This window comes from Dongia sp., from assembly GCF_041905885.1.
In the GTDB taxonomy this organism is placed as follows: domain Bacteria; phylum Pseudomonadota; class Alphaproteobacteria; order Dongiales; family Dongiaceae; genus Dongia.
The window spans coordinates 47416-73359 of sequence record NZ_JAYRKD010000030.1 but is presented as its reverse complement, the minus strand read 5'-3'; the positions used below and the strand labels follow the sequence as shown (position 1 = coordinate 73359).

Annotated in this window: 20 protein-coding genes; 7 read left to right on the top strand and 13 right to left on the bottom strand. The window is 66.1% G+C overall.

The window, feature by feature from the left end; all coding sequences use genetic code 11:
• The 3 genes from ACH2CY_RS23535 to ACH2CY_RS23525 form a co-directional block, all read right to left on the bottom strand.
• The coding region (locus ACH2CY_RS23535; protein WP_395019029.1) for a transposase at positions 1-145 on the bottom strand (145 nt) is incomplete at its 3' end.
• Between the two features lie 90 nt (positions 146-235).
• On the bottom strand, positions 236-1714 hold the full coding sequence (locus ACH2CY_RS23530; protein ID WP_395022158.1) for a mannose-1-phosphate guanylyltransferase/mannose-6-phosphate isomerase: 1479 nt from the start codon (positions 1712-1714) through the stop codon (positions 236-238).
• Positions 1715-1801: 87 nt separating this feature from the next.
• Positions 1802-3109 carry an AMP-binding protein gene (locus ACH2CY_RS23525; RefSeq protein ID WP_395022157.1) on the bottom strand — a complete coding sequence of 436 codons (1308 nt, stop codon included), beginning with the start codon at positions 3107-3109 and terminating at the stop codon, positions 1802-1804.
• A gap of 471 nt (positions 3110-3580) precedes the next feature.
• Between ACH2CY_RS23525 and ACH2CY_RS23520 the strand changes: the two genes are divergently transcribed.
• From ACH2CY_RS23520 to ACH2CY_RS23510, 3 genes are all read left to right on the top strand, one after another.
• On the top strand, positions 3581-4219 hold the full coding sequence (locus ACH2CY_RS23520) for a polysaccharide biosynthesis/export family protein (RefSeq protein WP_395022155.1): 639 nt from the start codon (positions 3581-3583) through the stop codon (positions 4217-4219).
• Positions 4220-4393: 174 nt separating this feature from the next.
• Positions 4394-5689 (top strand): hypothetical protein, encoded by a 1296-nt coding sequence (locus ACH2CY_RS23515; RefSeq protein WP_395022154.1) that lies wholly within the window; start codon positions 4394-4396, stop codon positions 5687-5689.
• Entirely contained in the window at positions 5686-6768 is a 1083-nt protein-coding gene (locus ACH2CY_RS23510) for a glycosyltransferase family 4 protein (protein WP_395022153.1), read from the top strand. Before ACH2CY_RS23515 ends, ACH2CY_RS23510 begins: the two co-directional genes overlap by 4 nt.
• Here the strand turns inward: ACH2CY_RS23510 and ACH2CY_RS23505 are convergent.
• From ACH2CY_RS23505 to ACH2CY_RS23490, 4 genes are all read right to left on the bottom strand, one after another.
• Entirely contained in the window at positions 6752-7399 is a 648-nt protein-coding gene (locus ACH2CY_RS23505; RefSeq protein WP_395022160.1) for a polysaccharide deacetylase family protein, read from the bottom strand. The genes ACH2CY_RS23510 and ACH2CY_RS23505 overlap by 17 nt on opposite strands.
• A 116-nt stretch (positions 7400-7515) precedes the next feature.
• Positions 7516-8778 (bottom strand): glycosyltransferase family 4 protein, encoded by a 1263-nt coding sequence (locus ACH2CY_RS23500; protein ID WP_395022152.1) that lies wholly within the window; start codon positions 8776-8778, stop codon positions 7516-7518.
• A complete protein-coding gene (locus ACH2CY_RS23495) occupies positions 8775-10769 on the bottom strand; it encodes an alginate lyase family protein (RefSeq protein ID WP_395022150.1) in 1995 nt (664 codons plus the stop codon). The genes ACH2CY_RS23500 and ACH2CY_RS23495 overlap by 4 nt, the downstream gene beginning before the upstream one ends.
• 30 nt (positions 10770-10799) lie before the next feature.
• Positions 10800-12254 carry a GumC family protein gene (locus ACH2CY_RS23490; RefSeq protein ID WP_395022148.1) on the bottom strand — a complete coding sequence of 485 codons (1455 nt, stop codon included), beginning with the start codon at positions 12252-12254 and terminating at the stop codon, positions 10800-10802.
• 468 nt (positions 12255-12722) lie between these two features.
• Between ACH2CY_RS23490 and ACH2CY_RS23485 the strand changes: the two genes are divergently transcribed.
• The 3 genes from ACH2CY_RS23485 to ACH2CY_RS23475 all read left to right on the top strand — a co-directional run bounded on the left by ACH2CY_RS23485 (position 12723) and on the right by ACH2CY_RS23475 (position 16083).
• The gene (locus tag ACH2CY_RS23485; RefSeq protein ID WP_395022147.1) at positions 12723-14183 is read left to right on the top strand and encodes an exopolysaccharide biosynthesis polyprenyl glycosylphosphotransferase; all 1461 of its coding nucleotides are present in this window, start codon (positions 12723-12725) and stop codon (positions 14181-14183) included.
• 55 nt (positions 14184-14238) lie between these two features.
• A complete protein-coding gene (locus ACH2CY_RS23480; protein ID WP_395022146.1) occupies positions 14239-15549 on the top strand; it encodes a nucleotide sugar dehydrogenase in 1311 nt (436 codons plus the stop codon).
• Positions 15550-15615: 66 nt separating this feature from the next.
• Complete coding sequence (locus tag ACH2CY_RS23475; RefSeq protein WP_395022145.1) at positions 15616-16083, top strand: DnaJ family molecular chaperone; 468 nt, start codon at positions 15616-15618, stop codon at positions 16081-16083.
• On the opposite strand, the gene ACH2CY_RS23470 is transcribed toward ACH2CY_RS23475, so the two are convergent.
• Both ACH2CY_RS23470 and ACH2CY_RS23465 read right to left on the bottom strand, forming a co-directional pair.
• A complete protein-coding gene (locus tag ACH2CY_RS23470; protein WP_395022143.1) occupies positions 16076-16780 on the bottom strand; it encodes an RluA family pseudouridine synthase in 705 nt (234 codons plus the stop codon). The genes ACH2CY_RS23475 and ACH2CY_RS23470 overlap by 8 nt on opposite strands.
• A 79-nt stretch (positions 16781-16859) precedes the next feature.
• Complete coding sequence (locus ACH2CY_RS23465) at positions 16860-17063, bottom strand: cold-shock protein (RefSeq protein ID WP_395022142.1); 204 nt, start codon at positions 17061-17063, stop codon at positions 16860-16862.
• A 354-nt stretch (positions 17064-17417) separates the two neighbouring features.
• Between ACH2CY_RS23465 and ACH2CY_RS23460 the strand changes: the two genes are divergently transcribed.
• On the top strand, positions 17418-18665 hold the full coding sequence (locus tag ACH2CY_RS23460; protein WP_395022141.1) for a class I SAM-dependent methyltransferase: 1248 nt from the start codon (positions 17418-17420) through the stop codon (positions 18663-18665).
• A 96-nt stretch (positions 18666-18761) separates the two neighbouring features.
• On the opposite strand, the gene ACH2CY_RS23455 is transcribed toward ACH2CY_RS23460, so the two are convergent.
• The 4 genes from ACH2CY_RS23455 to ACH2CY_RS23440 form a co-directional block, all read right to left on the bottom strand.
• The gene (locus ACH2CY_RS23455) at positions 18762-20549 is read right to left on the bottom strand and encodes an acyl-CoA dehydrogenase C-terminal domain-containing protein (RefSeq protein WP_395022140.1); all 1788 of its coding nucleotides are present in this window, start codon (positions 20547-20549) and stop codon (positions 18762-18764) included.
• A 163-nt stretch (positions 20550-20712) separates the two neighbouring features.
• The gene (locus ACH2CY_RS23450) at positions 20713-23037 is read right to left on the bottom strand and encodes a 3-hydroxyacyl-CoA dehydrogenase NAD-binding domain-containing protein (protein ID WP_395022137.1); all 2325 of its coding nucleotides are present in this window, start codon (positions 23035-23037) and stop codon (positions 20713-20715) included.
• On the bottom strand, positions 23037-24173 hold the full coding sequence (locus ACH2CY_RS23445) for a thiolase family protein (protein WP_395022135.1): 1137 nt from the start codon (positions 24171-24173) through the stop codon (positions 23037-23039). Before ACH2CY_RS23445 ends, ACH2CY_RS23450 begins: the two co-directional genes overlap by 1 nt.
• On the bottom strand, positions 24170-25873 hold the full coding sequence (locus ACH2CY_RS23440; protein WP_395022134.1) for a long-chain fatty acid--CoA ligase: 1704 nt from the start codon (positions 25871-25873) through the stop codon (positions 24170-24172). Before ACH2CY_RS23440 ends, ACH2CY_RS23445 begins: the two co-directional genes overlap by 4 nt.
• Between the last annotated feature and the right edge of the window lie 71 nt (positions 25874-25944).

Sequence of the window (25944 nt, the reverse complement as noted above, 5' to 3'; positions counted from 1 at the left end):
CCCGCCACGGTGAACCGGTCCGCAAGATGTAGAAGATGCCATTCAGGATCCGGCGATCGTCCTGCCGTGGCACGCCGCGCGGCTTGTTCGGCAGCAACGGCGCGATGATCGACCACTCCCGGTCTGATAAATCAAAGCGAGCCATGACCAAACTCCCTTTCGTCTAGGGAGTTTGAATCACAATCCTGACTTCGCGGGAATCCCCTTTATGAGTACAGAACCTAGGCCGAAGAACTTAGGCCTTGGCGGGCGCCTCGTCCTTGCGGCCGTAGACGTCGTCGAGCCGGATGATGTCATCCTCGCCGAGGTAGGAACCGCACTGGACCTCGATCAGGGTCATCATCTTGTCGGTCTTGTTCTCCAGCCGATGCTGCGTGCCGACTGGGATATAGGCCCCCTCGTTGGCCGCGAGCGGGAAGGTCTTGTCGCCGACCGTCACCGTGGCGATGCCGTCAACGACGGTCCAATGCTCCGAGCGCTTGAAGTGCTTCTGCAGCGAGAGCCGGCCGCCCGGCTTCACGGTCAGCCGCTTCACCTGGAATCCGTCGCCGTCATGGAGGCCCTGGTAGTAGCCCCAGGGGCGATGCACGACCTTGTGGTTTTGCACCTCGTCGCGATTGGCTTCCTTCAGCCTCGCGACCAGCTTCTTCACGTCCTGGGCCTTGGTGAGGTCGGAGACCAGCACCGCATCGTCGGTGACGACGACCGCTAGATTCTCGACGCCGAGCAGGGTGGTCAGCTGCCGGTCGCTCACCACCAGGCAGTTCTTCGCATCCTCCAGCACGACATCGCCGCGCATCGCATTGCCGTCTTGGTCGCGTTCCGAGATGGTCCAGAGTTCCGACCAGGCGCCGACGTCGGACCAGCCGGCGCGCAAAGGCACTGTCGCGGCGCGGTCGGTGCGCTCCATCACGGCATAGTCGATCGAATCCGACGGGCTCTTGCCGAAGGCGTCGGCGTCGAGCCGCAGGAAATCGAGATCGGCGGTACGGCCGGCGAGCGAGGCCTTGGCGGATTCGAGAATCTCAGGCGCGTGGCGGGCGAGCTCGGCCAGGAAGAAGGCTGCGCCGAACACGAACATGCCGCTGTTCCAGAAATGCCGGCCGCCGCGCAGCATCGCCTCGGCGCGCGCGGCATCCGGCTTCTCGACGAAGGAGGCGACCCGAAAGGCGCCATCGACGCCGGCCACGCCGGCGCCGTGCTCCATATAGCCGTAGCCGGTCTCCGGTCGTGACGGCGGGATCGAGAAGGTCACCAGCAAGCCCTGGCGCGCGGCCGCCACCGCGATGTCGAGCGCGGCATGCAAGGCCGCGACGTCGCGGATCGCGTGATCGGAGGGCGCCACCACGATGGTCGCATCGGGATGCTCTTCCAGCGCGAGCAGCGCGGCGATCGCGACCGCGGGCGCGGTGCCGCGGCCGACCGGCTCCAGCACCAGCGCCAGCGGCGCCACATCGACCGCCTGCAGTTGGTCGGCGATGGTGAAGCGGATCGCCTCGCTGGTGATGACCAAGGGTGCGGCAAAGCGACTGCGATCGGCGAAGCGCAGCGCCGTATCCTGGACCAGCGAGCGGTCGCCGATGAGCGCGATCAGCTGCTTCGGGTATTCCTGGCGGGAGAGCGGCCAGAGCCGGTTGCCGGCGCCGCCGGCGAGGATCACCGGAATGACGGGCGGCACGGGGCGCACGGTCTGGCGCGGATTCTGTTGGGACACGGTCATCCTTTCCGGTCTGGATGAAGGGTGGTCACATAGCTTACAAACGCTACAGGATGCAGTCTATTGCACTGCACAAAAGTGAAATCAGCAAGCGGTTTCTTGGACTTGGCTGATGAAAACCGGCGCCTTGCCGCTGGCCAGCCGGTAGGGGGATTCGCGGATGTCGATGCGGAGGTCCACGTGGTGCGGCACTTTGAGATAGAACTTTCGCTTGAGGATCGCGAGCGTCTCTTCGGTGTATTGGGCGTTCGGCACCACCACCATCAGCACCGCGGCCGGGTCGAGCTGGACGATCTGCACCGAGGCCGCGCCATCGACGCCCGAGGGCACGCGGTCGAGACCGAAAACCCGCGATCCATCGGCCAGCTTCAGGCAGTCCGAGCGCCGGCCTTCGATGCCGTTGAAGGTGGAGAAGCCGAGTGAGATCTTCTCTCGTTCGCCCTCGCTCTCCGCGGCGGCCTCGGGCAGCACCGCGATGTCGCCGATGTCGTAGCGCACCAGCGGCTGGGCGCGATTCCAGAACGGCGTGCCAACGATGCCGCACTTGCCGTCAGGTCCGGGAATGAGCTCGGGATAGGCGTAGGGGAAAATGAAGCGGTAGACCCCGTCCTCGAGCGAGTAGGCCGCACAGCTGCGCTCGGTCTGGCCGTAATAGTCCAGCAGCGGCGCCCCGAAGACGCGCTTTACACGCTCGCGCAGGCCGGCGCCCAGGGTCTCTGATGAGGTGATGCAGAGCTTGAAGCCGATCGAGGAGTTTCTCGGCTCGGCGAGATGCGTCAGCAGCTCGAGGCTGCTCGGGTAGCAGGTCAGGATCTCCGGCTGGAATTCCTGCAGCTTGCGCTCGTAATGCGGAAAGGTCCTGTTGTTGAGATGCACCGAGGAGAAGATGACCTTGTTGCGCCCGACATCGACCCAGTAGGGCGGTGCGGGGTCGTTCGGGTCTTTCACCTCGTCGCCGCGCAGCACGGCGATCCGGCTGTTGCCGTAATCGAGGCCGACTTTCGCGGCCATCCAATCGAACATCGCCTGCTCAATTGCCAGGGACTGGATCGAACGCTTCAAACGCAATGGCTGGCCGGTGGTTCCACTGGTCGCCACATCGACCTGGGGGACCAGGGTGCGGCGCTGGAAATCCCCGGCTTCGTTCTGCAGCCGGGCCTTGGACAACAGCGGCCATTCACTGAACGGCCGTGAGAAATTGTAGTCGCGATAGCCCGGCAGGCGGGCGGCCCAGCGCGCGACCCGCGCGCGCAGCTTCTCCGCCATGGCGCGCCGTGTCTCGAGGTCAGCGCCTTCCATCTCCTCGAGGGCCTGGCGAAATTCAGAGTAGAAAAACGGATTCCGTTTGATCAGCCGTTCGGCCGCGGGGATCTGCTTCAGGAACAAAAACATGCCGGCGCCTGACGCGAGAGCGGCGAAGTTCCAAGTTCGATCATGGCCACCGGCGGATGCAAGGAACTCCCGGAACGACACAAAGGAGCCTCAGGTTTCTAACGAAGCCCAGTATTGGCGTCAAGAAACGCCCTGCGAAACCAGCCCTAATCCCCTTTTCTATCACCATGGTGCAGCGCTCAGGACGTCCGCTTCCGGTGCGTGAAGAGCTGTTATATCCGCCGCTGCGGCATGGCTGAGTGACGCTCTTCGCGAGGTCCTGGTGAATTGGCAGGAAATATGAAAACCTGCACCCGCGCATGGCAGGTTCCTGACAGTGCTTGCTCTGCGGTCTTCCGCCACCTGCTTGTGCAACGAGGACTTCGCGTGCAAAAGGACCGGGTGGAGGAATGCGACGACCTCCATTAACCCTGTGCACGAAGACGAGGCGCTCGAATGCGGCAAGCGATTGTTCTGGTCTTGGCGGTTCTGATGTTAGGTCTCGCCGGCTGCGCGCCGAAGGTGAAGACCAACACGATTAACCAATTCAATGCCGAATATGATCGGGTCAAGGGCCAGGGCTACCAGATCCAGCCGGGCGACACGCTGGACATCACTTTCTTCTACACGCCGGAATACAACGCGACCTCGGTGCCGGTCCGGCCCGATGGCAAGATCCAGCTCTCGCTGGTGGGCGACTTCCCGATCGCCGGGATGACGCCCGACCAGGCGGCCGTGGAGCTGAAGAAGATCTACACCAAGGAGTTGAAGAACCCCGACCTCGCGGTCATCGTGAAGACCTTCGGCGCCAGCGCCGTCGTGGTCCAGGGCGAGGTCCGCAATCCGGCGCAGATCCCGCTGATCGGCAACGCGCGGCTGCTGCAGATCATCAGCCAGGCCGGCGGATTCCTGCCGACCGCCGATATCCGCAACGTGACGATCGTGCGCCATTCGACCGGCGGCAAGCCGCTGGTCACCGTGGTGAACCTCCAGGACGCGCTGCAGGGCGTGAACCCCGGCAACGACATCCCGATGCTGCCGGGCGACGTGGTCTTCGTGCGGTCGCTGAAGACCAACGAGAATCGTCCCTCGGCGCCGCTGTTCTCCGCCCCCGCACCCGAGCCGCAGTAGGCGCGCCCTATCCGGAACCGGTCCAGCGTGTGAGGCCGATCAGTTTTTCGTCACCGGCCGCATTTTGGACGTGCGGCGCAGGACTAAGTGACTATATCTCTGACCGGATTATCGGGCGGGCAACGGCGCTCATAATCGGCGCTCCGGGGGGAGCCGCTCGGTAAGGGTGGATGGATGAGTGCCTTCGTAAAAAGCATTCCGCTGGCGGATCGCCTGATCCGAAGAAACCCGCTCTACTACCGCGGCTTTCGTCGGCTGCTGGCCGAGGGCGAGACGGCGACCCTCGCCGAGCGCCGTGCCATGGCGAGCGCGCTGCTGGCGCGCAACCAGGCCTGGGCCAAGGCGCTGCCCGGTTATGCCGGCTCCCATCTCGACCGGCCGCTCGGCGAGCAGCCGGTCCTGGTCAAGGAAGCCTTGCAGGCCCAGGCCGATGCCTTTCAGGCGCGCGGCTGGCTGCCGGTCGCCCATGCCGCCACCGGCGGCTCGACCGGCGTTCCGCTGCGGCTGGTGCGCACCTTGCAGTCGCTGACCATGGAACAGGCGATGATCGATCACTTGGCCGCCAAGGCCGGGATCGACCTGCCGCGTGCCAAGATCGCGGTGCTCCGAATCGACCGCATCAAGGATCCGAATGACGAGATCCCGCCCTATTGGCGCCAGTCCGGGCCGCAGCGCCTGGTGCTCTCCTCCATGCATCTCAATGCCAAGCGCTACCCGGACTTCGCGCGGGCACTGCAGGCGTTCCGCCCCGATGTCCTGCTGGCGCTGCCCAGCAGTCTCGAGCTGCTGACCGATCTCGCCAGCGAGCGCGGCGCGCCCTTCGGCTTGAAGCTGGTGATCACCTCGTCGGAGATGCTGCGGCCGGGCCTGCGCGCCCGGGTGCAGCACTGCTTCGGCGCCGCGCTGATCGACTATTACGGCATGGCCGAGCGGGTCTGCGCCGCCTATTCGACCGAGGACGGGGCCTATCGCTTCATCTTCCCCTATGGGTATCCGGAGCTCCTGAAGATCGAGGAAGGCCGCTATCGCATCCTCGGCACCAGCTTCTGGAATCGCAGCCAGCCACTGCGCCGCTACGACACCGACGACATCGCGCTGCTGCCGGAGGGAATATCCGACGAGGCGCTGGAGCGGATCGCGCTCGGCCTCGATCCCTTCTTCGGCATCGAAGGCCGCACCACCGACTATTTCCTGCTGGCCGACGGCTCGCGGATCTACACCATGGACCAGGTGCCGCTCGGCGTGACCGGGGCGGCGACAGTGCAGCTCATTCAGGAATCGCTCGACGCCGCGGTGGTGGTGGTGGTGCCGAACGGGAAGTTCTCCGAGAACACGCTCGAAGTCATCCGCCACAACTTCTATCAGCGGGCGCCGCGCTCGGTGAAAGTGCGGGTCGAGGTGCGCGACACGCCGCACCGCCTGGCCAACGGCAAGGCGCCGGTCTTCATCAGCAATCTCGCGCGCGCATGAGCCTGCGCCGGACCGTCCTGGTCCTGACGCCGCTCGGGCGCGGCGGCATGGGCGGGATTGACCGCCTGATGGACGAGATTCGCCGCCGCTGTGCCGCGGCCGCACCCGACCTCGAGGTCAAGTTCCTCACCACCCGCGGTCAGGGGCATATCCTGCTCTCGGCGCTTTACTGCGCCGCCGCGGCGCTCGCGCTCATCTGGTATCGCCTGGCGCGCGGACGCTGCCTCTGCCACGTCAATCTCGCCTCGATGGGCAGCACCTTGCGCAAGCTGTTCCTCAGCTGGCTCGCGACAAGGCTCGGCCATGCCACCGTCATCCATCTGCATGGCGCGCTGTTCCACGAATACCACCGCGGCGTCGGCGCCTTTCAGCGCGCGCAGATCGACCGCATGTTCCATGACGCCGCCCGCGTGATCGTGCTGGGCAGCGTCTGGCGGAACTTCGTCGCCGAGACTTTCCATCTCACCGAAGCGCGCATCCTGGTGCTGCCGAATGCCAGCGCCGCCCGGCCGCCGCGGGCGCCGGAAGCGGTGCCGCCGGAAATCCTCTTTCTCGGCCGATTGGGCGAACGCAAGGGCGTTCCGGTCCTGATCAAGGCGCTCGGCCTTCTGGCGCAAACCGGCCTCGACTGGCGCGCGGTGATCGCCGGTGACGGCGATGCAGCGCCCTATCGTGCCGAGGTCGAGCGCCTGGGCTTGAGCGCGCGGGTCGGTTTCCCCGGCTGGCTCGGCGAAGCCGAGGCGCATGCGCATCTCGCGCGCGCGGCGCTGCTGGTGCTTCCTTCGGAGGCCGAGGGTCTGCCGATGGCGGTGGTCGAGGCCTTCGCCTGGGGCCTGCCGGTCATCTCGACCCCGGTCGGCTCGACGCCGGACATCCTCAATGACGGCGTCGAAGGATTGATGATTCCCGTCGGCGATGCGGAAGCGCTGGCCGCGGCCTTGCAGCGTCTGATCGCCGATCCCGCCTTGCGCCGACAACTCGGCAGCAATGCACGCAGCTTCTTCGCGCAGAATCTCGATTTCTCGCCCTATATGGAAAAGCTCGCCGCCACCTGGCGCGAAGCTATGCCGCGAAACTAGGCTGGATCGTCAAGGGTTCCGCCGAGCGGAAGATGAAGCGTCCCGCAGGCGAGGTGGTCGCCCGTGGCTGCAGGCTGACACCCTTCAACCCGCGTTGCTTCAGCGCCGCCAGCACGCCCGGCAGCAGCAGGCGCGTGGCAGCGATGGCGCTCTCCTGCGGCTCGGTGATCGCGGCGTCGTGCAGCAGCAGGATGCCGCCTTCGAGGTCGCGGGACTCCATCAGTCGCGCGGTCGTGTCCGCGCAGGCCGCGCGGATCTCCGCTTCGGACCTCGGCTGGCTGGCGATCCGGTAGTCGGCGATGGCATGGCTCCACCAGGCGAACTGGACGTCGGGATGGAAGCGCCGCATCGCGCGGTGGATCGCGGCATCGCGCAAACCGGCATTGTAGGGCAGGCGGATGAGATAGGTGCCGGGCGTCGGCCGATGCTGTTCAAGCAGCGTCTCGGTGCGCGCCATCGCTTGCGCTGCTTCATCGGCCTGCGCCGGGCTGTAGCGCTGGTGGTCCCAGCCATGCGCATAGACCGTGTGTCCCGCGGCGACCAGGGCCGCGACCAGCCCGGGATGCTGCGCGACGCGCAGGCCGCAGAGGAAGAAGCTGGCCTTGGCGCCGGCCGCTTCGAGTGCCGCGATGAGATGCGGCGTGGTGGCCGGATCCGGCCCGTCGTCGAAGGTGATGGCGATCTCGCCGCGCCGATCGATGCGGCGGATGACCGGCGACCACTGGCCGAGGGAGAGGCGAAAGGGAATCAGGGCTCGGCCTCCACGCTGGCCGGCTCCGGCCCGGCGACGGCGGCCGTCCGGTCGCCGAAGACCGCGCGATAGGCGGCCAGCAGCGGCGGCACCGAATAGTTCCAGGCCAGCACCGCGCGCACCCGGGCATGGCCGACGGCGCCGAGCCGCTGGCGGCGCGCCGGATCGTCCAGCAGGTCGACGATGCCCTGCGCCAAAGCACGCTCATCGTTGGCGGTCACGAACATCCCGGCGTCGCCCGCCGAGACCCAGGTCTCGTGCAGGTCGTAGGAGAGCACCGGCAGGCCGAAGAACATATACTCGATCACCTTGTTCATCGTGCTCTGGTCCGACCAGGCATTCTTCGGATCTGGATCGATGCCGATATCCGCGGTCGAGAGCACCCGGCAGAGATCCTCGTCGCTGACCCGTCCGGTGAAGGTGCACAGCTCCTGCACGCCGATCTCGACCGCATAGTCGGCGATCGCCTTCTGGTGCGGCCCGCCGCCCATGAAGATGCAATGCACGTCGGTCCGCTTCAGCTCGTCGCGCAGGATCTTCACCGCGCGCACCAGGTGATCGACCCCGTCCTGCTTGCAGATCTCGCCGAGATAGGCGATCAGGAACGGCTTGCCGTTGCGCCACTTCGGGTCCGGCTCATAGACCTTGAAGCGCGAGAGATCCGGGCCGGAGCGGACGATGAACACGTCCTCCGGCCGCTTGCCGCCGCGCGCGACGGCGATGCGCTTGTGGCTCTCGTTGGTGGTGATCACGATCTGCGCGGCCCGGAAGGTCATCCGCTCCAGGAACAGCAGCGCCTTGAACAGCGCGCCGCCTTCTTCGCGCGTTGCCGGTCGCTCGAATTTGACCGCGAACATCTCCGGCGAGAGGTCGTGGTGGTCGAAGATGAAGCGCTTGCCGAAGGCGCGCCAGAACCAGGCCAGTGGCCAATAGGTCTCCGGCGGGTTGCAGACATGCAGCACGTCGAAGCCGCGGCCGGCGATTTGCACCTTCAAGCTCAGCAGCGACGTCGCCAGGAAGCACCAGAGGAATTCCAGCACGAAGCCGAGCTTGCCCTGGGCGTCGATCGGCAGCGGATAGCGATGGATCTCGATATCCTCGAGGGTCTCGCGGCCGGCGTTGAAGCCGCGCATCTTCGGGCAGATCACGCTGACCCGGTAGCCGTGCCTGGCGAGCGTGGTCGCTTCGAGCCAGACCCGGCGGTCGAACGGCACCGGCAGGTTCTGGACCACGATCAGGACGCGGTTGTTACGGTTCAAGCCGGGAACTCCTTCACGCCGACGGCCGCGCGCGGCGCTTCGGCGGCACCGTTCGCGAGCCTGGTTTCGAGGCTTTCCCCTGCAGACATCTCGCCCGATCCGATCAACGCACCCGCCGGTATTTTCTCACCGAATGCCGGCGAAAACCAGCCGAGCGGCGGCTGCTCTTCGCCGCGGTGAAGCGCCCATGACAGTTGCTCCGGCAGATCGATGACCGCGGCGCCGCCCAGCCAACGCAGCTCCGCCCGATGGCCTGCGAGCACGGCTTGCACCTCGGGATGCAGGTGAAAGGCGAGGCGCACCGGCACGGGCGCCGCGGCCTCGATCCGGTCGGTGATGGTGAGCGCCTGCGCGCGCCGATCCAAGGCGAAGCGGCGGAAATGCGTGGCCTTGGCCTCGAGGCGGCGATAGCCGTCATGGGCGACGGTGAGCTCGGCTTGGTCGCCGGCGTCGATGCCGCTCTGGGATTCAACCCAGCTCGTCGGCTGGGTCGACCAGAGGAAGGGACCGGCCTGCACCGCCTGGTCCGCGGCGGCGATCTCCAGCGTGTTATGCGCCACGGTCGAGCGGAAATAGTGCCGCCATTCCGGTTCGCCCTGGTAGCAATAGGTGCCGGGATCGACCAGCACCGGCCGCCCGCCGATCGCTAGCTCGAAGCCGAGTGCGTCGGCATGACCATGGGCCGCGGTCGCAAGGAAGCCATGCGGTCCGTGATCGACCCGCACCGAAATCGCATCGTCGGCGGTGCGCAGGAAGGTGACGCCGGCTTCCTTGAAGCTGTTGGGTCGCCTGGCCATCCGCAAATCGTCGCGCTGCCGATGCGGGGCGAGCGGCCCCACGACATTCGCGAGGACAAAGCGCCCCGAGGCCTTCGGCCACCAGTCGCAGGGACCGAGCAGGGCCGCGGCGAGCTCCAGCAGCGGCGCCCAGGGTCCCGTCTCCGGCGCATCCGCCATCAGCGCGACGGCATCGTCGCCGTCGCCCTGGCGCGGGGCCTGGAGATCCGGGGTGAGGTTCGCGGCCAGCGCATCCGCCATCCGCGTGACGACGCGCCGGAAATCGTCGGAGAGCGGTCGCCCGGCGGCCTCGCCTTCGGCCAACGCCAGCAGCAGCAGCCCGAGGAAATAGCCGTGATAGCCGAAGGCCAGCTCCCGATTGAGGCCGTCCGCGAAGGTCTGGGTGATCGCCTCCTGCTCCAGGATGCCGGCGGCGAGGTTGGCCCAGCGTGACTGCTGCGGCGTGCCGGAAAAGGCGCTCGCGGCGATGAACAGGCCGGCCGCCTCGGCGATCAGATGGTTGTTCGCTGAGGAGCCGCGGCTGTGCAGCACCGCCAGCCAGCGCTCATGCTGGTGGAGCTGCAGCAGGAAGCCCGGGTTGCGCTCGAACAGCGCCTCGACGCCGGGCCAGTCGGCGAGCAGCCGCCGGGCCCAGACGAAGGCGATCAGCCGCATGCCGATCTCGATGCCGCTCAGCCAGTGGATGCCCTTCAGCGGCGGGTTGGCCCGCCACCAGGATTGGAGATGCGCCGCCGCGTGTTCGGCGAAACGCGCCGCGCCGGAGAGCCGATAGGCCGCGGCCAGCAGCGTCACGTGATGCAGCCGCGACGGCTCCCAGACATACTTGACCGTGCCGACCTGTTTGGGATCGCGATAGGGCACGGCGAAGCAATACTGCTCCGGGTCCGAGCGGATGCCGGTGCGGACGTCGCGATGCCAATCCGGATCACGCGGCGCGGTGTCGAAGTTGCGGCCGAACACATCCCACTTTCCGGCCAGGATCGCTTCCGCAGCGGCCAGCAAGCGCTGCTGCGCGGCGGTGTCGACACTATCCAAGGCGGGCAGCTTCGCGCTGGTCCAGGCGATGGCGCCGACGGCAGGACCGCCCGGCGTGACGAAGCGCCAGGCCTGCTGAATCGCGGCTGTGCGCATGCGCCAGGCGATCTCGGCGACCGACATCCGGCGCAGGCGGCGGAGATACCAACCGATGTCCAATCGGGCCTCGTCTCTGCGGACCTGCGGAAACTACTTCGCCGGCAGCGGCTTCAGGTCGGGCAGGGCCGCGACCACCGGCACGCTGAAGATCCGTTCCGCGCCCTCGACCGTGATGATCGTGTTGCCGAAGGAGAGCGACATCAGCGCGATCAGGCCGGCGATCACCAGGCCGACCGCAATGCCGGCAAGGCCGAAGAAGGTCTTCTTCGGGAAGACCGGGCGGGGCTCCAGTCGCGGCGCGTCGATGATCGAGACGCTGGAGACCTTGGCCTGATCCATGTTCTCGGCCAGCCGCGCCTGCTCCAGGTTGGTCCTGAGAGTCTGCAGGTCGGCGGTCAGGCTCTGGATCTGGCGCTCCAGGTTGTTGACCTCGAGCTCGCTCTCCTGCAGTTGCTTCAGCTGCCCGTCGAAAGCGGCGATCTGGCTCTTGTAGCCTTCGATCTGCGAGGTGATTGGCGTCAGCTCCGACTGGGCGGTCAGCAGCTGCTGGTCGATCGAGGCCAGCAGCGGGTTGGCGCCGGTCCGGGTCTTGGTCGAGCTCGGCGACTGCGCCTGCTTCACGAACTGCTCGGCCTGCGCGATCTGCGCCCGGATCTGCACCATGGCCGGCGCGGTCGGCTGGTAGCGCTCCAGCATCTCCTGCTCCTTCTGGCGGAGCGCCATCAGCTGCTGCAGCGCCTCGCTCGAGGTCTGCGAAGTGGGATCGGTCTCGCTCTCGAGCGCCGCCATTTTCGGCGTGTTGGCCTTGCTCTTCTTCAGGAAGGCGACCTGCTGCTCCAGGGCGCTTTCCTTGATCTCGGCGTCGTGCAGCAGGGTCTGCACCGCGGCGCGCTGGGTGATCAGGCTGGCGCGCTGCTCGGGAATCGAGAAGGCGCCGGTCTGGTTCTGGTAGGCGATGCGTTGGGCGTCGAGCCCTTCGAGGTCCTTCTGCTTGGCGGCGATCTGCTCCTGGATCGGCTGGATCTGACCCGTGCTGTAGACATTGACGTGCCGCGCCTGGAAATCGGCCAGCAGCGCCGTCAGCACCTGGGTCGCGGTCGCCGGATTCTCGCTACGGAACCCGACATTCACCACGGTCGAAAGGTCGATCGGGTCGACTCGAAGCTGGGATTCGAAGCGGGTGACCGCGCGTTCCAGCGCGACGTCCGCCGGCGCCCCCGCGAGATCGGGGTAGAGGTTGGCCACCGTGACCGCCTTCAAGGTCGATTCGGCGAGATCCTTGCTGTTCAGGATCTCGACCTCGGACTTCACGATCTCGGCCATGGAGGAGGAGGGCAGCGCGAACTCGTTCTGGCCCATGCTTGCCGCCGGCATGAACTCGCGACCCGGCTTGATCAGCAGCTTCGCGTCGGCCTGGTAGACCTTCGGCAGCGCGAAGGCCAGGATCACGGCGATCACCGGCGGCGCGATCAATGCAAGCGCGATCCACCGCACATTGCGGAACACCGCGGCCAACAATTCCCGAACCGAAGGCAAAGTGCTCAAGCTGATCTCCCCAAGCTGATCTACCCGGACGCGCTCCCGCCCGGCCAAGCCGGCGCGGCGCGCGGATACCCGGCTGCGCTGCCGCCCTTTGTACCCGTTTTGCCGCAGATTCCTTAACGAAAACACATGCTTCCGCCGGGACGGAAATCTCTGCGGGGAAGCGCAGGAATGGCACGCTTCGCTCGTGTGTCTTCGCGGACAGCATAGGCGTCCAGTATCCGGGCGGGGAGGCCGGCGGAGACGGATTCCACGATGCGATACATTATGGTATGCGAGTTTCGTTCACGGGAGGATCACACCCCGCTTTGGCGTGTTGGTCTAAATCGTTAGCCATTGGAAGCTGGTTCAGTCCGTCGCGCGGCCGGGAGTTTTGCCGAAGAACAAGCCGCATCGGGGCTTCGGCGCATTGGGTGTAGGGAGTTGGCTGGGATGGAGGGGTCGTTTCTACAGGCGACGCAGAAGCGTCGGGTGGGAGACGTTGCTCAGGCCCCGTCCGCGCGATTCTATATCGAGCCCCCGATTCTCGGCCTGCTGTTCCTGATGCTCGACATCGGCCTGTTCGCGGTGCCGGGCTTGCTGATTGCGAGCCGCGGCGGCCTGTTGACGGCGGACGGCGCGGCGACCATGCAGACCGGCCTCGCGCTCTGTCTCGCCGTCGCCTTCTTCTTCGCCGCGGCGCGCGCCTTCGACATTCATGACGGCCTGAAGATCATGCGCCGCTCGATGCCGGCGCAGCTCGCGCTGAGCCTGATCTGCGTCGCCGGCCCGGTCCTCGCTCTGCTGCTGATCTGCCGCGTGCTGACCGGCGACGCACAGGCAGCGCATCCGGTCACCTCCTGGCTGCTCGCCTGGGCGACCTGGAGCGGCTGCGGCGCGCTGGTCTCGCAGGTCTTGGCGCGACCCGTGGTGCAGCGCTGGCACCAGGCGAGCCTCACCGGGCATCGCGTCGCGATCGTCGGCTCGGGCGAGCCGGCGCAGCGCCTGGTCGATTGGCTGCAGGCGAATGCCGACGACGTGGTGCAGGTGGTCGGCTTGTTCGATGATCGCCGCGGCCGCGGGCCGGACCGGGTCGGGCTTTCGCATCTCATCTGCGGCACCACCGAGGATCTCCTCGAATATTATCGCCGCGCGCCGATCGACAAGATCATCATCGCCCTGCCGCATCATGCCGAGGAGCGGCTGCTCGCTATCCTGCAGCGGCTGAAGCAGCTGCCGGTCGATATCGCGCTGGCGCCGGACCTGGTCGGCTTCCGCGTGCCGGATTCCACCACCGCGGAAATGGCCGGCCTGCAGATGCGCTCGCTGGCGCAACGCCCGCTGCGCGCCTCGCAACGCTTCGTCAAGGACCTGTTCGACCGGTCGCTGGCGGCGCTGTTGCTGCTGCTGCTGGCGCCGCTGCTGTTGGCGCTGGCCTTGGGCGTGAAGCTCTCCGGCGCCGGCCCGGTGTTCTTCCGCCAGGAGCGCCACGGCCTCGGCAACCGGGTCTTCCAGGTGCTTAAATTCCGCACCATGCGCGCCGAGTTGCACGATCCGAGCGGCCGGCGCCAGACCGAGCGCAACGACCCGCGCGTGACCCCGTTCGGCGCCCTGCTGCGGCGGACCAGCCTCGACGAGCTGCCGCAGCTGATCAACGTCCTCAGGGGCGACATGTCGCTGGTCGGCCCGCGTCCGCTGCCGCTGCAGATGCGCGTCGATGATCGGTTGAACTATGAGATCGTCGCCGAATACGCCTTCCGCCATCGGGTGAAGCCCGGCATCACCGGCCTGGCGCAGGTGAAGGGGCATCGCGGCGCGGTCAACACCGCCGAGGCGCTGAAGTCGCGGATCGCCTACGATCTCTACTACATCGACCACTGGTCGCTGTGGCTGGACCTGAAGATCCTGGCCATGACCAGCGCCGCCTGCGTCTTCGGGAAGAATGCCTTCTAGACAGGTCGCGGCGTCCCGCCGAATATCGGCACATCAATATTCTTTCGGGGTCTGAATGCGCATTTCGGTCTTTGGCATCGGCTATGTCGGCGCCGTGTCCGCGGCTTGCCTGGCGGCCGACGGCCATGACGTCGTCGCGGTCGATACCAATCCTGCCAAGGCCAAGATGATCAACGACGGCGTGGCACCCATCGTCGAAACCGGCCTCGCCGAGCTGGTGCGCGAGGGTGCTCGCAGCGGCAAGCTGCGGGCCACCACCAGCGCTTCCGAGGCGGTGATGGGCAGCGCCGCCTCGCTGGTCTGTGTCGGCACGCCCAGCCTCGGCAACGGCAACCTCGATCTCACCCAGGTGGAACGCGTCTGCGAGAGCATCGGCGCGGTGCTGGCGAAGAAGAGCGGATTCCACGTCGTCATCATCCGCTCGACCATGCTGCCAGGCTCAATGGCCGAGGTGGTGAAGCCGGCGCTGGAGCGGAGTTCCGGCAAGCGCGCCGACAGCGATTTCGGCCTGGCGATCTTCCCGGAATTCCTGCGCGAAGGCTCGGCGATCCGCGACTACCGCGAGGCCGGCGCCGTGATCTTCGGCGTGTCCGACCCGGAGACCGAGCGCGTGCTGAAAGAGATCAACAAGGACGTGCCCGGCCAGGTCCATGTCACCGACCTCGGCACCGCGGAGGCGGTCAAATACGCCAACAACGCCTGGCACGCGACCAAGGTGGTGTTCGCCAACGAGATCGGCGCGCTCTGCAAGGCCCACGGCATCGACAGCCACAAGGTGATGGAAATCGTCTGCGCCGACCGCCGGCTCAACATCTCGACCGCTTATCTCAGGCCGGGCTTCGCCTATGGCGGCTCCTGCCTGCCGAAGGACTTGCGGGCATTGCGCTACCGGGCCCGGGCCCGCGATCTCCATCTGCCGATGCTGAACGCGCTCTCGGAATCGAACGAGCTCAGCATCCAGAACGTCGCCGAGCTGGTGATGAATGCCGGCAGCCGCAAGGTCGGGCTGATCGGCCTCTCCTTCAAAGCCGGCACCGATGATTTGCGCGAGAGCCCGGCGGTCGGCCTGGCCGAGCGGTTGTTCGGCAAGGGCTACGACCTCAAGATCTTCGACGCCAACGTCAACTACGCCAAGCTGATGGGCTCGAACCTCTCCTACATCCAGCAGCATATCCCGCATCTCTCGGAGCGGCTGACCGACGACTTGAACGCGGTGGCGGCGCATGGCGACACCATCGTGGTCACCCATTCCGATCTCGGCGGCGCGTCCTTCCCGAAGCTGCGGCCCGAGCAGACCGTGATCGACCTGGTGCGCCTGCCCGCCGCGGCGCAGGCCGGCGGCCGCTATATCGGGCTGTGCTGGTAATGACGCCGATTCCGGCCGCCGGAATCGATCTGGTTGGCGGAAAAGCCAAGGGCTAGGATCGCAGCCATGTTCAGCCCCGGGCAGAAGAAGGCGCGCAACAAATACGCGGTCGAGGTCGAGCTCGAGGACGGCAAGGTGCAGACCCTGTTCGTCTTCGTCGCGCCCGACATGCGCGTCATCGACATGCTGAACGACGAGCGGATGTTCATTCCGTTCGAAACCACCGACGGCACCATCACCATCTACAAGAAGCACGCCATCAAGCGCCTGACCGAACTGTTCGCGGCCGAGCGCACGGCGACGAAGGATCCCTACGACATCATCGACGTCTCGGCGAAAGCGAGCGACAAGGAAGTGCACGAGGCCTATCGTCGCGCCATCGCCTCGGTGCATCCCGACCATATCCAGGCGCTCGGCCTGCCCCAGGACTTTATCGAGCTCGCGACCCGGCGGGCGATGGCGGTGAATGACGCCTATGACCGGATCAAGCGCGAGCGCAACATGCAGCCGGTCGAGCAGCCGCCGTTCAACTGACCGACTCTTTCCAGCCGCAGGCCTTCAGCGCGGCGCGCATATGCGGCGGCACCGGCGCCTCGGCGCTGACCGGCGGCTTCTTCGGATAGAGCTTGAACGAGACCGCGCGGGACAGGAGATGCAGCGGGCGCTCGCCCGGCGTCTTGTCGCCATATTGCGGGTCGCCCAGCAGCGGTGCGCCGAGCGCCGCCAGATGCACGCGGATCTGGTGCGTCCGGCCGGTTTTCGGATGGCACTCGATCCAAGCCAGTCTTTGTCCCGAGGGGCCATCGCCGGTCCCCAGCACGCGATATTCGGTGACCGAGGCCTGGCCTTCCGGGTCGATCACCATCTTCCAGCCGCCGGTCCGGTTGGTGACCTTCTTCAGCGGCCGGTCGATCACGCCTTCCGCTTCCGCGGGCACACCCGACGTCACCGCCCAATAGGTCTTCTCGACCCCGCCGCCCTGGAACAGCTTGCCGAGCCGCGACAGCGCCTTGCGATGGCGGCCGAGTACCAGGCAGCCGCTGGTGTCGCGGTCTAGCCGGTGGGCTAGGGCGGGCGGATGCGGCAAGCCGAAGCGCAAAGCATCGAGATGCTTCTCGAGATTGTCGCCGCCGCCGGGGCCGGCATGGACCGGCAGGCCCGCGGGCTTGTCGATGATCAGGCAGAGCCCGTCGCGATAGAGCAGGCGCTGCAACAGCTCGGCTTCGCGCATCAGTCCAGCATCCGCCTCTTGAAATAGAAAACGGGCGGCCGCCGGAAGGCGACCGCCCGTTTAAAGCACTCGGTCGGGCTTAGATCGCCTTCAGATTGACCGCGGCGGTCTTGCCACGCTCGGTGGCGAGGTCATAGCTGACCTTCTGGCCTTCGGCCAAGCCGCTCATGCCGGCCCGCTCGACGGCGGTCACGTGCACGAACACATCGCTCGATCCGTCGGACGGGCGGATGAAACCGAAACCCTTCACGGAGTTGAACCACTTAACAGTACCCTGAGCCATAACGGCCTCCTCAAGCTTGAAACAACCCTGCGCTACGGCAGGGTCCACACACAACAACCAGTGATGGGAAGCTTGAAGAACCGCCGGCGGGGACTGCCGGGCCGCCAAGACCAGCCAAAACGTCGATTGCGGGCGCATCTGTGCGGGTTTCGGCGGCCGGTGTCAAGCCGTTGGCCCCCAGGGTTCTGTTTCCCCGCCCAGCCGTAGTCCCAGGTTTGAAATCCTGGAAACCGCCCTTGCATCAACCCGTTACCAGCCTGGAACGAGGCGCATGGCTGGCACGTTGACGCACCGGATTTGGTTAAATTAGTGTTTCACCCAAGGGCGCTTATCCATCTTGGGGATGATGGGGAAATGTTCGGAACCCTGCTGAAGCACGGCCTGAGACAGGGCCGGATCCATCTGATCGATCACCACGGCCGCAAGGCCACCTACGGGTCCGGCACGCCGGAGGTGACGTTACGCCTGAATGACGCGCGCATCGGCTGGGAGATCGGGCTCAACCCCTTCCTCAAGGTGGGCGAGGCCTATATGGACGGCCGGATCACCATCGAGCAGGGCTCGATCTACGACCTCATGGATATCGGGCTCGCCAACACCAACGAGCTCAGCGGCGCCTGGACCCAGAAGCTGAGCGGGGCGGCGAACCGGATCCTGCGCTGGTGGCACCAGACCAACCCGGTCGGCCGCGCGCGCGAGAACGTCGCGCACCACTATGACCTCAGCCGGGAGCTGTTCTCGCTCTTCCTCGACGAGAGCATGCAGTATTCCTGCGCCTATTGGCCGAAATTGAACATCAGCCTCGGCGAGGCACAGCAGGCCAAGATGCGCCACATCGCCTCGAAGCTCCTGCTCGAGCCCGGCCAACTGGTGCTCGACATCGGCTGCGGCTGGGGCGCGCTCGGCATCTATCTCGCCAAGACCGCCGGCGTGAAGGTCATCGGTGTCACGCTCTCCAAGGAGCAGCTCGAGGTCGCGCAGCAGCGCGCCAAGGATGCCGGGCTCGAGGGCCAGGTCGAGTTCCGTCTGCAGGACTACCGCCTGGTGCCGGAGCGCTTCGACCGCATCGTCTCGGTCGGCATGTTCGAACATGTCGGCATCAAGCACTATCCGGAATTCTTCCGGCAGGTCGAAAAGCTGCTGAAGCCCGCCGGCGCGGCTCTTCTGCACGCCATCGGCCGCCGCGATGGGCCCGGCTACACCAACCCCTGGCTGCGCAAATACATCTTCCCCGGCGGTTACAGCCCGGCCTTGTCGGAAGTGACGCCCTGGATCGAGAAGACCGGGCTTTGGGTGACGGACATCGAAATCCTGCGGCTGCACTACGCCGAGACGATCAAGGCCTGGCGCGCGAATTTCGAGAAGCACCGCGAGGAGATCCGGAAGCTCTATGACGAGCGCTTCTGCCGGATGTGGGAGTTCTACCTGATCGGCAGCGAGCTCTCCTTCCGCTACGACTACAACATGGTGTTCCAGATCCAGATGGCGCGCGGCATCAACACCGTGCCGATCACCCGCGACTACATGTTCGACTGGGAGCGCAAGGAAGCCGCGCGCGAGTTCCCGCAGATGCCGTGGAAAGAAGGCCGCGCGGCGGAGTAATCCCAAACACCGTCATGCCCGGGCTCGACCCGGGCATCTTTATCCGAGTTTCACTGTTCCGGAGATCCGCGGGTCAAGCCCGCGGATGACGATTTATCAGAACGCCTCAGCCGGCAGGGCCATCAGCGTCGACTTGCCGGCGGTCAGCATGGTGAAGAGGCTGTTGGTCTCCGGCAGCAGGCGGGCCATGAAGAAACGGGCGGCGGCAAGCTTGGCGTCGTAGAAGGCGGCTTCCTCGCCGTCCTTCTTCTCCAGCGCGATCTCGGCCATGCGGCACCACATGTAAGCCAGCGCCGTCAGCGCGAAGAGGCGGAGATAGTCGGTCGCGGCTGCGCCGGCTTCCTCAGGATCGGCCATGCCGGCCTGCGCCAGCCAGGCGGTGGCCTGCTGCAGCTTGGCGAAGGCTTTCGCGGTCGGCAGGACGAACTCCTGCAGCGCCGGCTTCTCCGACGCCGCTTCGATATATTCCGAGACGGGGTGGAAGAAGCGGCGCGCCATGCGCCCCACCCCGGTGCCGAGCTTGCGCCCTACGAGATCCAGCGCCTGGATGCCGTTGGTGCCTTCGTAGATCTGCGTGATGCGGGCGTCGCGGACCAGCTGCTCCATGCCCCATTCGCGGATATAGCCATGGCCGCCGAACACCTGGACCCCGAGATTGGCGGCGTCGAAACCGTGGTCGGTGAGGAAGGCCTTCACGATCGGTGTCAGCAGGGCGACCAGATCGTCGGCTTCGGCGCGGCGTTCCGGATCGGGATGGTGCGACGCGATGTCGAGCTCCAGGCCCATCCAATAGGATAGCGCGCGCGAGGCCTCGGTCAGCGCCCGCATCTTCAGCAGCATGCGGCGCACGTCGGGATGGACGATGATCGGGTCGGCAGGCTTCTCCGGGAACTTGGCGCCGGCGAGCGAACGCATCTGCAGCCGGTCGCGGGCATAGGTGACGGCACCCTGATAGGCGGCCTCGGCGATGCCCAATCCCTGCATGCCGACGGCGAGGCGCGCGGTGTTCATCATGGTGAACATCGCCGACATGCCCTTGTTCGGCTTGCCGACCAGCCAGGCTTGCGCGCCGTCGAAATTGATGACGCAGGTCGAGGAGGCCTTGATCCCCATCTTCTTCTCGATCGAGCCGCAGGCGACCTTATTGCGCGCACCCACACCGCCATCCGCGGTCGGCAGAAACTTCGGACAGACGAACAGCGAGATGCCGCGGATCCCCGCCGGCGCATCGGGCAGGCGCGCCAGCACCAGATGGATGATGTTGTCGGTCAAGTCATGCTCGCCGGCCGAGATGAAGATCTTGGTGCCGAAGAGGTTATAGGACCCGTCGGCATTGGCCTCCGCCCGGGTCTTGCACAAGCCCAGATCGGTGCCGCAATGCGGCTCGGTCAGGCACATCGTGCCGGACCATTCGCCGGTCACCAGCTTCGGCAGGTAGAGCGCCTTCTGTTCGTCGCTGCCATGCGCGTGGATGGCGTTGTAATTGCCGTTGGAGAGGCCTGGATACATGCCGAAGGAGAGATTGGCCGAGCAGATCATCTCCTCGACCGCGAAGTTGATCAGCTTCGGCAGCCCTTGGCCGCCGTAATCGGGATCGCAAGGCAGTCCGGGCCAGCCGGATTCGACGAACTTGGCATAGGCTTCCTTGAAGCCCTTCGGCGTCGTCACCACGCCGTTGTCGAAATGGCAGCCTTCCTCGTCGCCCGGATGGTTCAAGGGCTGCAGCTCTTCCTCGCAGAACTGTCCCGCCGCTTCGAGGATGGCGTCGATCGTCTCCGGCGTCGCCTCGGCATAGGCCGGCACGGTGTTCGAGAGTGAGTCTGCTTTCAGCAGCTCGTAGAGGACGAACTTGATCTCGCGGAGCGGCGCTTTATAGGCGGGCATTTCTATTGTCTCCGTCGCGGATCGAGTCTGGGGTACCCCGACGCTAACCCTCCCCCGAAGTCGGGGGAGGGGACTGGATAGGGCGAGGGCGCGATGACACTCCCTCCCCCGTCTTCGGGGGAGGGTGGGGTGGGGGTGCGACTGAAGGCTCTTGCCGACATCGCTAGTTCCTGAGCGGCTTGTTCGTCGTGAGCATGTGCTCCATCCGCGCGAGGGTCGGGCCGGTGCGCAGCAGCGCCATGAACGCCTTCTTCTCCAGCTTCTGGATCTGGTCCTCGGTGACGGTGGCGGTGAAATCCGTGGCCCCGCCGGAGAGCACATCGGCCAGCGCGTTCGAGACCGTCACGTCATGCGGCAAGGCCTTGCCTTGCAGGCGGAAGCCGTCGACCGCGAGCTGCAATGCGGTCTTCGCGGTCGGCCCGGGCAGGCGCATCTCCTGCGGCTCCGGTGCCTTGTATCCGGCCGCCAGCAGTTCCAGGGCGCGGGCCTTGGCGTCGAACAGCAGGCGGTCGCGGTTCATGGTGATGCCGTCGCTCGGCCGCAGCAGTTTCAGCTCTTTCGCCTCGGCGGCGGACTTCGCCACCTTGGCCAGCGAGATGGTCTCGAAGGCCGCGGCGACCGGCGGCATCGGGCCTTTGGGATCCTTCGGGCCGGGCTGATTGCGGAGCAGCAGCTCCTTGCAGCCGCCCCAGCCGGGGATCAGGCCGACACCGACCTCGACCAGGCCCATATAGGTCTCGGCATGGGCGACCACCGCCGCGCAATGCAGCAGGATCTCGCAGCCTCCCCCTAAGGCCATGCCGCTCGGTGCGCCGATCACCGGGAAGGGCGCGAACTTCACCGCCTTGTAGGCGGCCTGGCCCTGGCCGATCAGGTCTTCGATCATCGGCCACATGGCGATATTGGCGGCGAAGAGTGCCAAGCCGATATTGGCGCCCACCGAGAAGTTGTCGGCCTCGTTGTGGATCACCAGCGCCTTCATGCCCTTCCCGACATGGGTGACCGACTTCTTCACCATGTCGAGCGTATCGGGGTCGATCGAGTTCATCTTGCTGTGGAACTCGAGACAGGCGACGCCGTCGCCGATATCCCACAAGCTGGCCGATCCGTTTTTCAGGATCGGCTTCCCCGCGCGCTTGATGTCGCCGAGCAGCAGCACGCCCTCCGCGCGCTTCACGTCGTGATAGGCGCCGTCGGTGCCGAGGAATTGCAGCCTGCCGCTCTCGACCCGGTAGAAGCCGCCTTTCTCCGCCGCCAGCTTCAGCAGTGGCGGCACCGCCATCTTCTCGGCGGCGATCTTCTCGGCGAACCAGGTGGCGCCGAGCTGGTCGATCATCTCGAACGGCCCGCGCTTCCAGTTGAAGCCGGTGCGCATCGCGAGATCGACATTGGCGACGTCGTCGGAAATCTCCGGCACCAGCGAGGCGGCATAGCTCAGGAGCTTCGAGAGCACCGCCCAGGCATACTGCCCGCCCTTGTCCTTGTGCGTGACCAGGACCCTGAGTCCGCCCTTGGCCGCGTCTGCCGATTCCAGCCGCGCGCGCTCGGAGACATGGTATTCGCCGGTCTTGAGGTCGATCGATTCCTTGACCTTCTCCGCGCCGTTCCTTTGCAGGCGATAGAAGCCGCCCTTACCCTTGCGGCCGGTATAGCCGTCGTCGATCATCTTCTGCATCAGCGGGAAGTCGCGGCGGACGCTCTGGTAGGCATCGTCCGGCTTCAGCGCCTGTCGCATCGACTTGTCGACATGCGGCTGCAGGTCGAGGCCGACCAGGTCGAGCAGGCCGAAGATGCCGGTCTTCGGCGCGCCGATCGGCCGGCCCATGATCGCATCCGCCTCCTCAACCGTGAGGCCGAGGTCGAGCGCGGCGTTGACCGCGGCCTGCATCCAGAACACGCCGATCCGGTTGGCGACGAATCCCGGCGTATCCTTGGCGGCGATGATCGCCTTGCCCAAGCGCCGGTCGCCGAAATCGCTGACCGCCGCCACGGCCTCCGGCCGGGTCTTGGCGCCGCCCAGCACCTCCAGCAGGCGCATGTAGCGCGGCGGGTTGAAGAAATGGGTGATCACGAAGTCGCGCTGCAGGCTCTCGGGCTCGTCCTTGACCAGGGTCTGCAGCGGAATGGTCGAGGTGTTGGAGGAGACCACCGAGCCCTTCTTCCGAAAGGGCTCAATCTTGCGATAGAGGTCCTGCTTGACGTCCAGCTTCTCGATCACCGCCTCGACGATCCAGTCGACGTCCTTCAGCTGCGCGAGATCGTCCTCGATATTGCCCGGCGTGATCAGCTTGGCCGCCGCCTTTGACATCAAGGGCGCCGGATCCGCCTTCAGCAGCTTGTCGATGGCGCCCTTGGCGACGCCGCTGCGATCGTTCGGATCGCGCACGATGTCCAGCAGCAGCACCGGCACGCCGGCATTGGCGATCTGCGCGGCAATGCCGCTGCCCATCAGCCCGGCGCCGATGACGGCGGCGCGATCGATGGCCATCACACCGCCTCCAGGATGGTGGCGATACCCTGGCCGCCGCCGATGCATTGGGTCGAGAGCGCGAACTGCTTGCCCTCGCGCTTCAGCAAGGCCGCGGCCTTGCCGGTGATGCGCGCACCCGTCGCGCCGAGCGGGTGCCCCAGCGCGATCGCGCCGCCGTCGAGATTGACCTTCGCCGGGTCGATCTTGAGGTCGCGCATGCAGGCCAACGCCTGTGCGGCGAAGGCCTCATTGAGCTCGATCACGTCCACGTCGTTGATGGTGAGCCCGGCGCGCTTCAGTGCCTTCTGCGTCGCGGCGACCGGGCCGATGCCCATGATCTCCGGCGCGCAGCCGGCGACCGCGATGCTCTTCACCTTGGCCAGCGGCTTGAGCCCATGCGCCTTGGCAAACTCCGCCGAGGTCACCAGACAGGCGGCGGCACCGTCGGTCAGCGGCGAGGAAGTGCCGGCGGTCACCACGCCCTTCTCGTCGAAGGCCGGCTTCAACCCGGCCAGGGTTTGGAGCGTGGTGCCCTCGCGGATGCAGCCGTCGCTCACCACCTGGTCCTTGCCGTTCTGGATCGGCGTGATCTCGTCGGTGAGCTTGCCGGCCTGGCGGGCGGTCGAGGCCTTGGCCTGGCTCTCGACCGCGAAGGCCTCCTGCTCGGCGCGGGTGATGCCGTATTTCTTCGCCACGTTCTCCGCCGTCGTGCCCATGGAGATATAGGCGGCGGGCAGGCGGTCGTTGAGCGCCGGGTTGGGCATCGGGTTGAAGCCCATCATCGGGACCCGCGTCATGCTCTCGACCCCGGCGCAGATGAAGACGTCGCCGGCCCCCAAAGCAATGGCGCCCGCCGCGGAATGGATCGCCTGCATCGAGGAGCCGCAGAAGCGATTGATGGTGGCGCCCGCCACCGATTGCGGCAGGTCGGCGATCAGCGCGATCAGCCGCGCCACGTTCAAGCCCTGCTCGCCCTCGGGGAAGGCGCAGCCCAAGAGCAGGTCCTCGATCTCCTTGGTGTCGATGCCGGTCTTGGCGATCAGCGCCTTGACCACGGCGGCGGTCAGGTCATCCGGTCGGACCCTCGTCAGATCACCTTTGTGGGCGAAGTGGAAGGGCGACCGGACATAGCCGGCAATGACGGCCTCTTTCATGACTTCTCCTTCAGAGCCGCATGGGCGGCCGCGGCTTCATCGATCAGGATCTTCTTCTGGATCTTGCCGACGGCCGTCTTCGGCAGATCTGCACGGAACTCATATTGGGTTGGCTTCTCGATCTTCGAGAGTTTGTCTTCCAGGAAATGCGCCAGCTGCTCCTCGCTCAAGGCGGCATCGGCCTTCAGCGCGACCACCGCCTTCACGGTCTGGCCGCGATAGGCATCGGGCACGCCGATGACGGCGCATTCGCGCACCGCCGGATGCTGGTAGATCGCCTCCTCGACCAGGCGCGGATAAACCTTGAAGCCGGAGCAGTTGATCATCTCCTTCAACCGGTCGGTGATGAAGACGTAACCCTCTTCATCGATGTGCCCGACATCGCCGGTGTGCAGCCGGCCGTCCATGATGACTTCTGCCGTGGCTTCGGGCTTGTTCCAATAGCCCATCATCACCTGCGGGCCGCGGAAGCAGATCTCGCCGGTCTCGCCGGTCGGCAGCAGCGTCTTGCGGTCATCGAGCGAGACGATCTCGCAGATCGTGCCCGGCACCGGCAGGCCGATCGAGCCCGGCTTGGAGCCCAGCGCCGGCGGGTTGATGCAGGTGACCGGCGAGGTCTCGCTCAAGCCGTAGCCTTCCAGCAGCGCGGCCCCGGTCTTGACCTTGAAGGCCTTGGCGACCTCGCGCGGCAGGGGAGCGCCGCCGGAAATGCAGATCTCCAGCGAGGAGAGATCGAAATTCTCCGCCCCCGGCGTGTTCAGCAGCGCGTTGTAGAGCGTCGGCACGCCGGCCATCGCGTTCGGGTGCTTGCGGGCGATCAGCCGCAGCAGCTTCAGCGCCTCGAAGCGCGGCTCCAGCAGCATGCAGGCGCCGAAGGCCAGGGCCAGGTTCATCACGCAGGTCATGGCGAAGGCATGGAACAGCGGCAGCACGCCGACGATCTTGGTCTCCGGCTTGTCCAAGGCGTGGAACCAGAGCTGAATCTGCCGGGCGTTGATGTAGATGTTGGCGTGGCTGAGCGCGGCGCCCTTGGGCACGCCGGTGGTGCCGCCGGTATATTGCAGCACGGCGAGCGTGGTCTTGGGATCGATCAGCGGCAGCTCGATCTTGCCGTCGTTGTCGATCAGGTCCTTCATCGCGATGCAGCCCTTGTCCTCGGGCATATGCGCGATCGATTTCCGCATCACGATCGGGAACAGGAAATTCTGCGGGAAGGGCAACTGCTCGGCCATCGGGCAGACCACGACATGCTTCAGCCGCGTGGTGCCGATCTGGTGGGTGATCTTCGGCAGCAGGATCGCGAGATCGAGTGTCACCATGAAGTCAGTCTCGGAATCCTCGATCTGGCGCGCGATCTCCGGCTCGACATAGAGCGGGTTGAAGTTGACGATCACGCCGCCGGCCTTGAGGCCCGCGTAATAGAAGACCACGAACCAGGGGCAGTTCGGCAGGAACAGGCCGAGCTTCATGCCCGGCTTGAAGCCGGCTTCGATCAGCCCCTTGGCCGCGCGATCGGAAAGCTCCTTCACCTCGGCATAGGTGAAGCACCGGTCCTGGAACTCGATGCAGTCGTTCTCGGGAAACAGCGCCGCGGATTCCTCGAGCAGCGCGAAGACCGGCTTGGCATGCAGCGGCGCCGCCCAGTCGACCTCGGACGGATAATGCTTCAGCCAGGGATAGGACGGCGCAGCGGAATCCATGCAGTCTCCGTGTTCCGCCGTGCAACTCTCCCCCGGGAGCGATGGCGGAAGGCCAAGTCTCCCATCCTCGC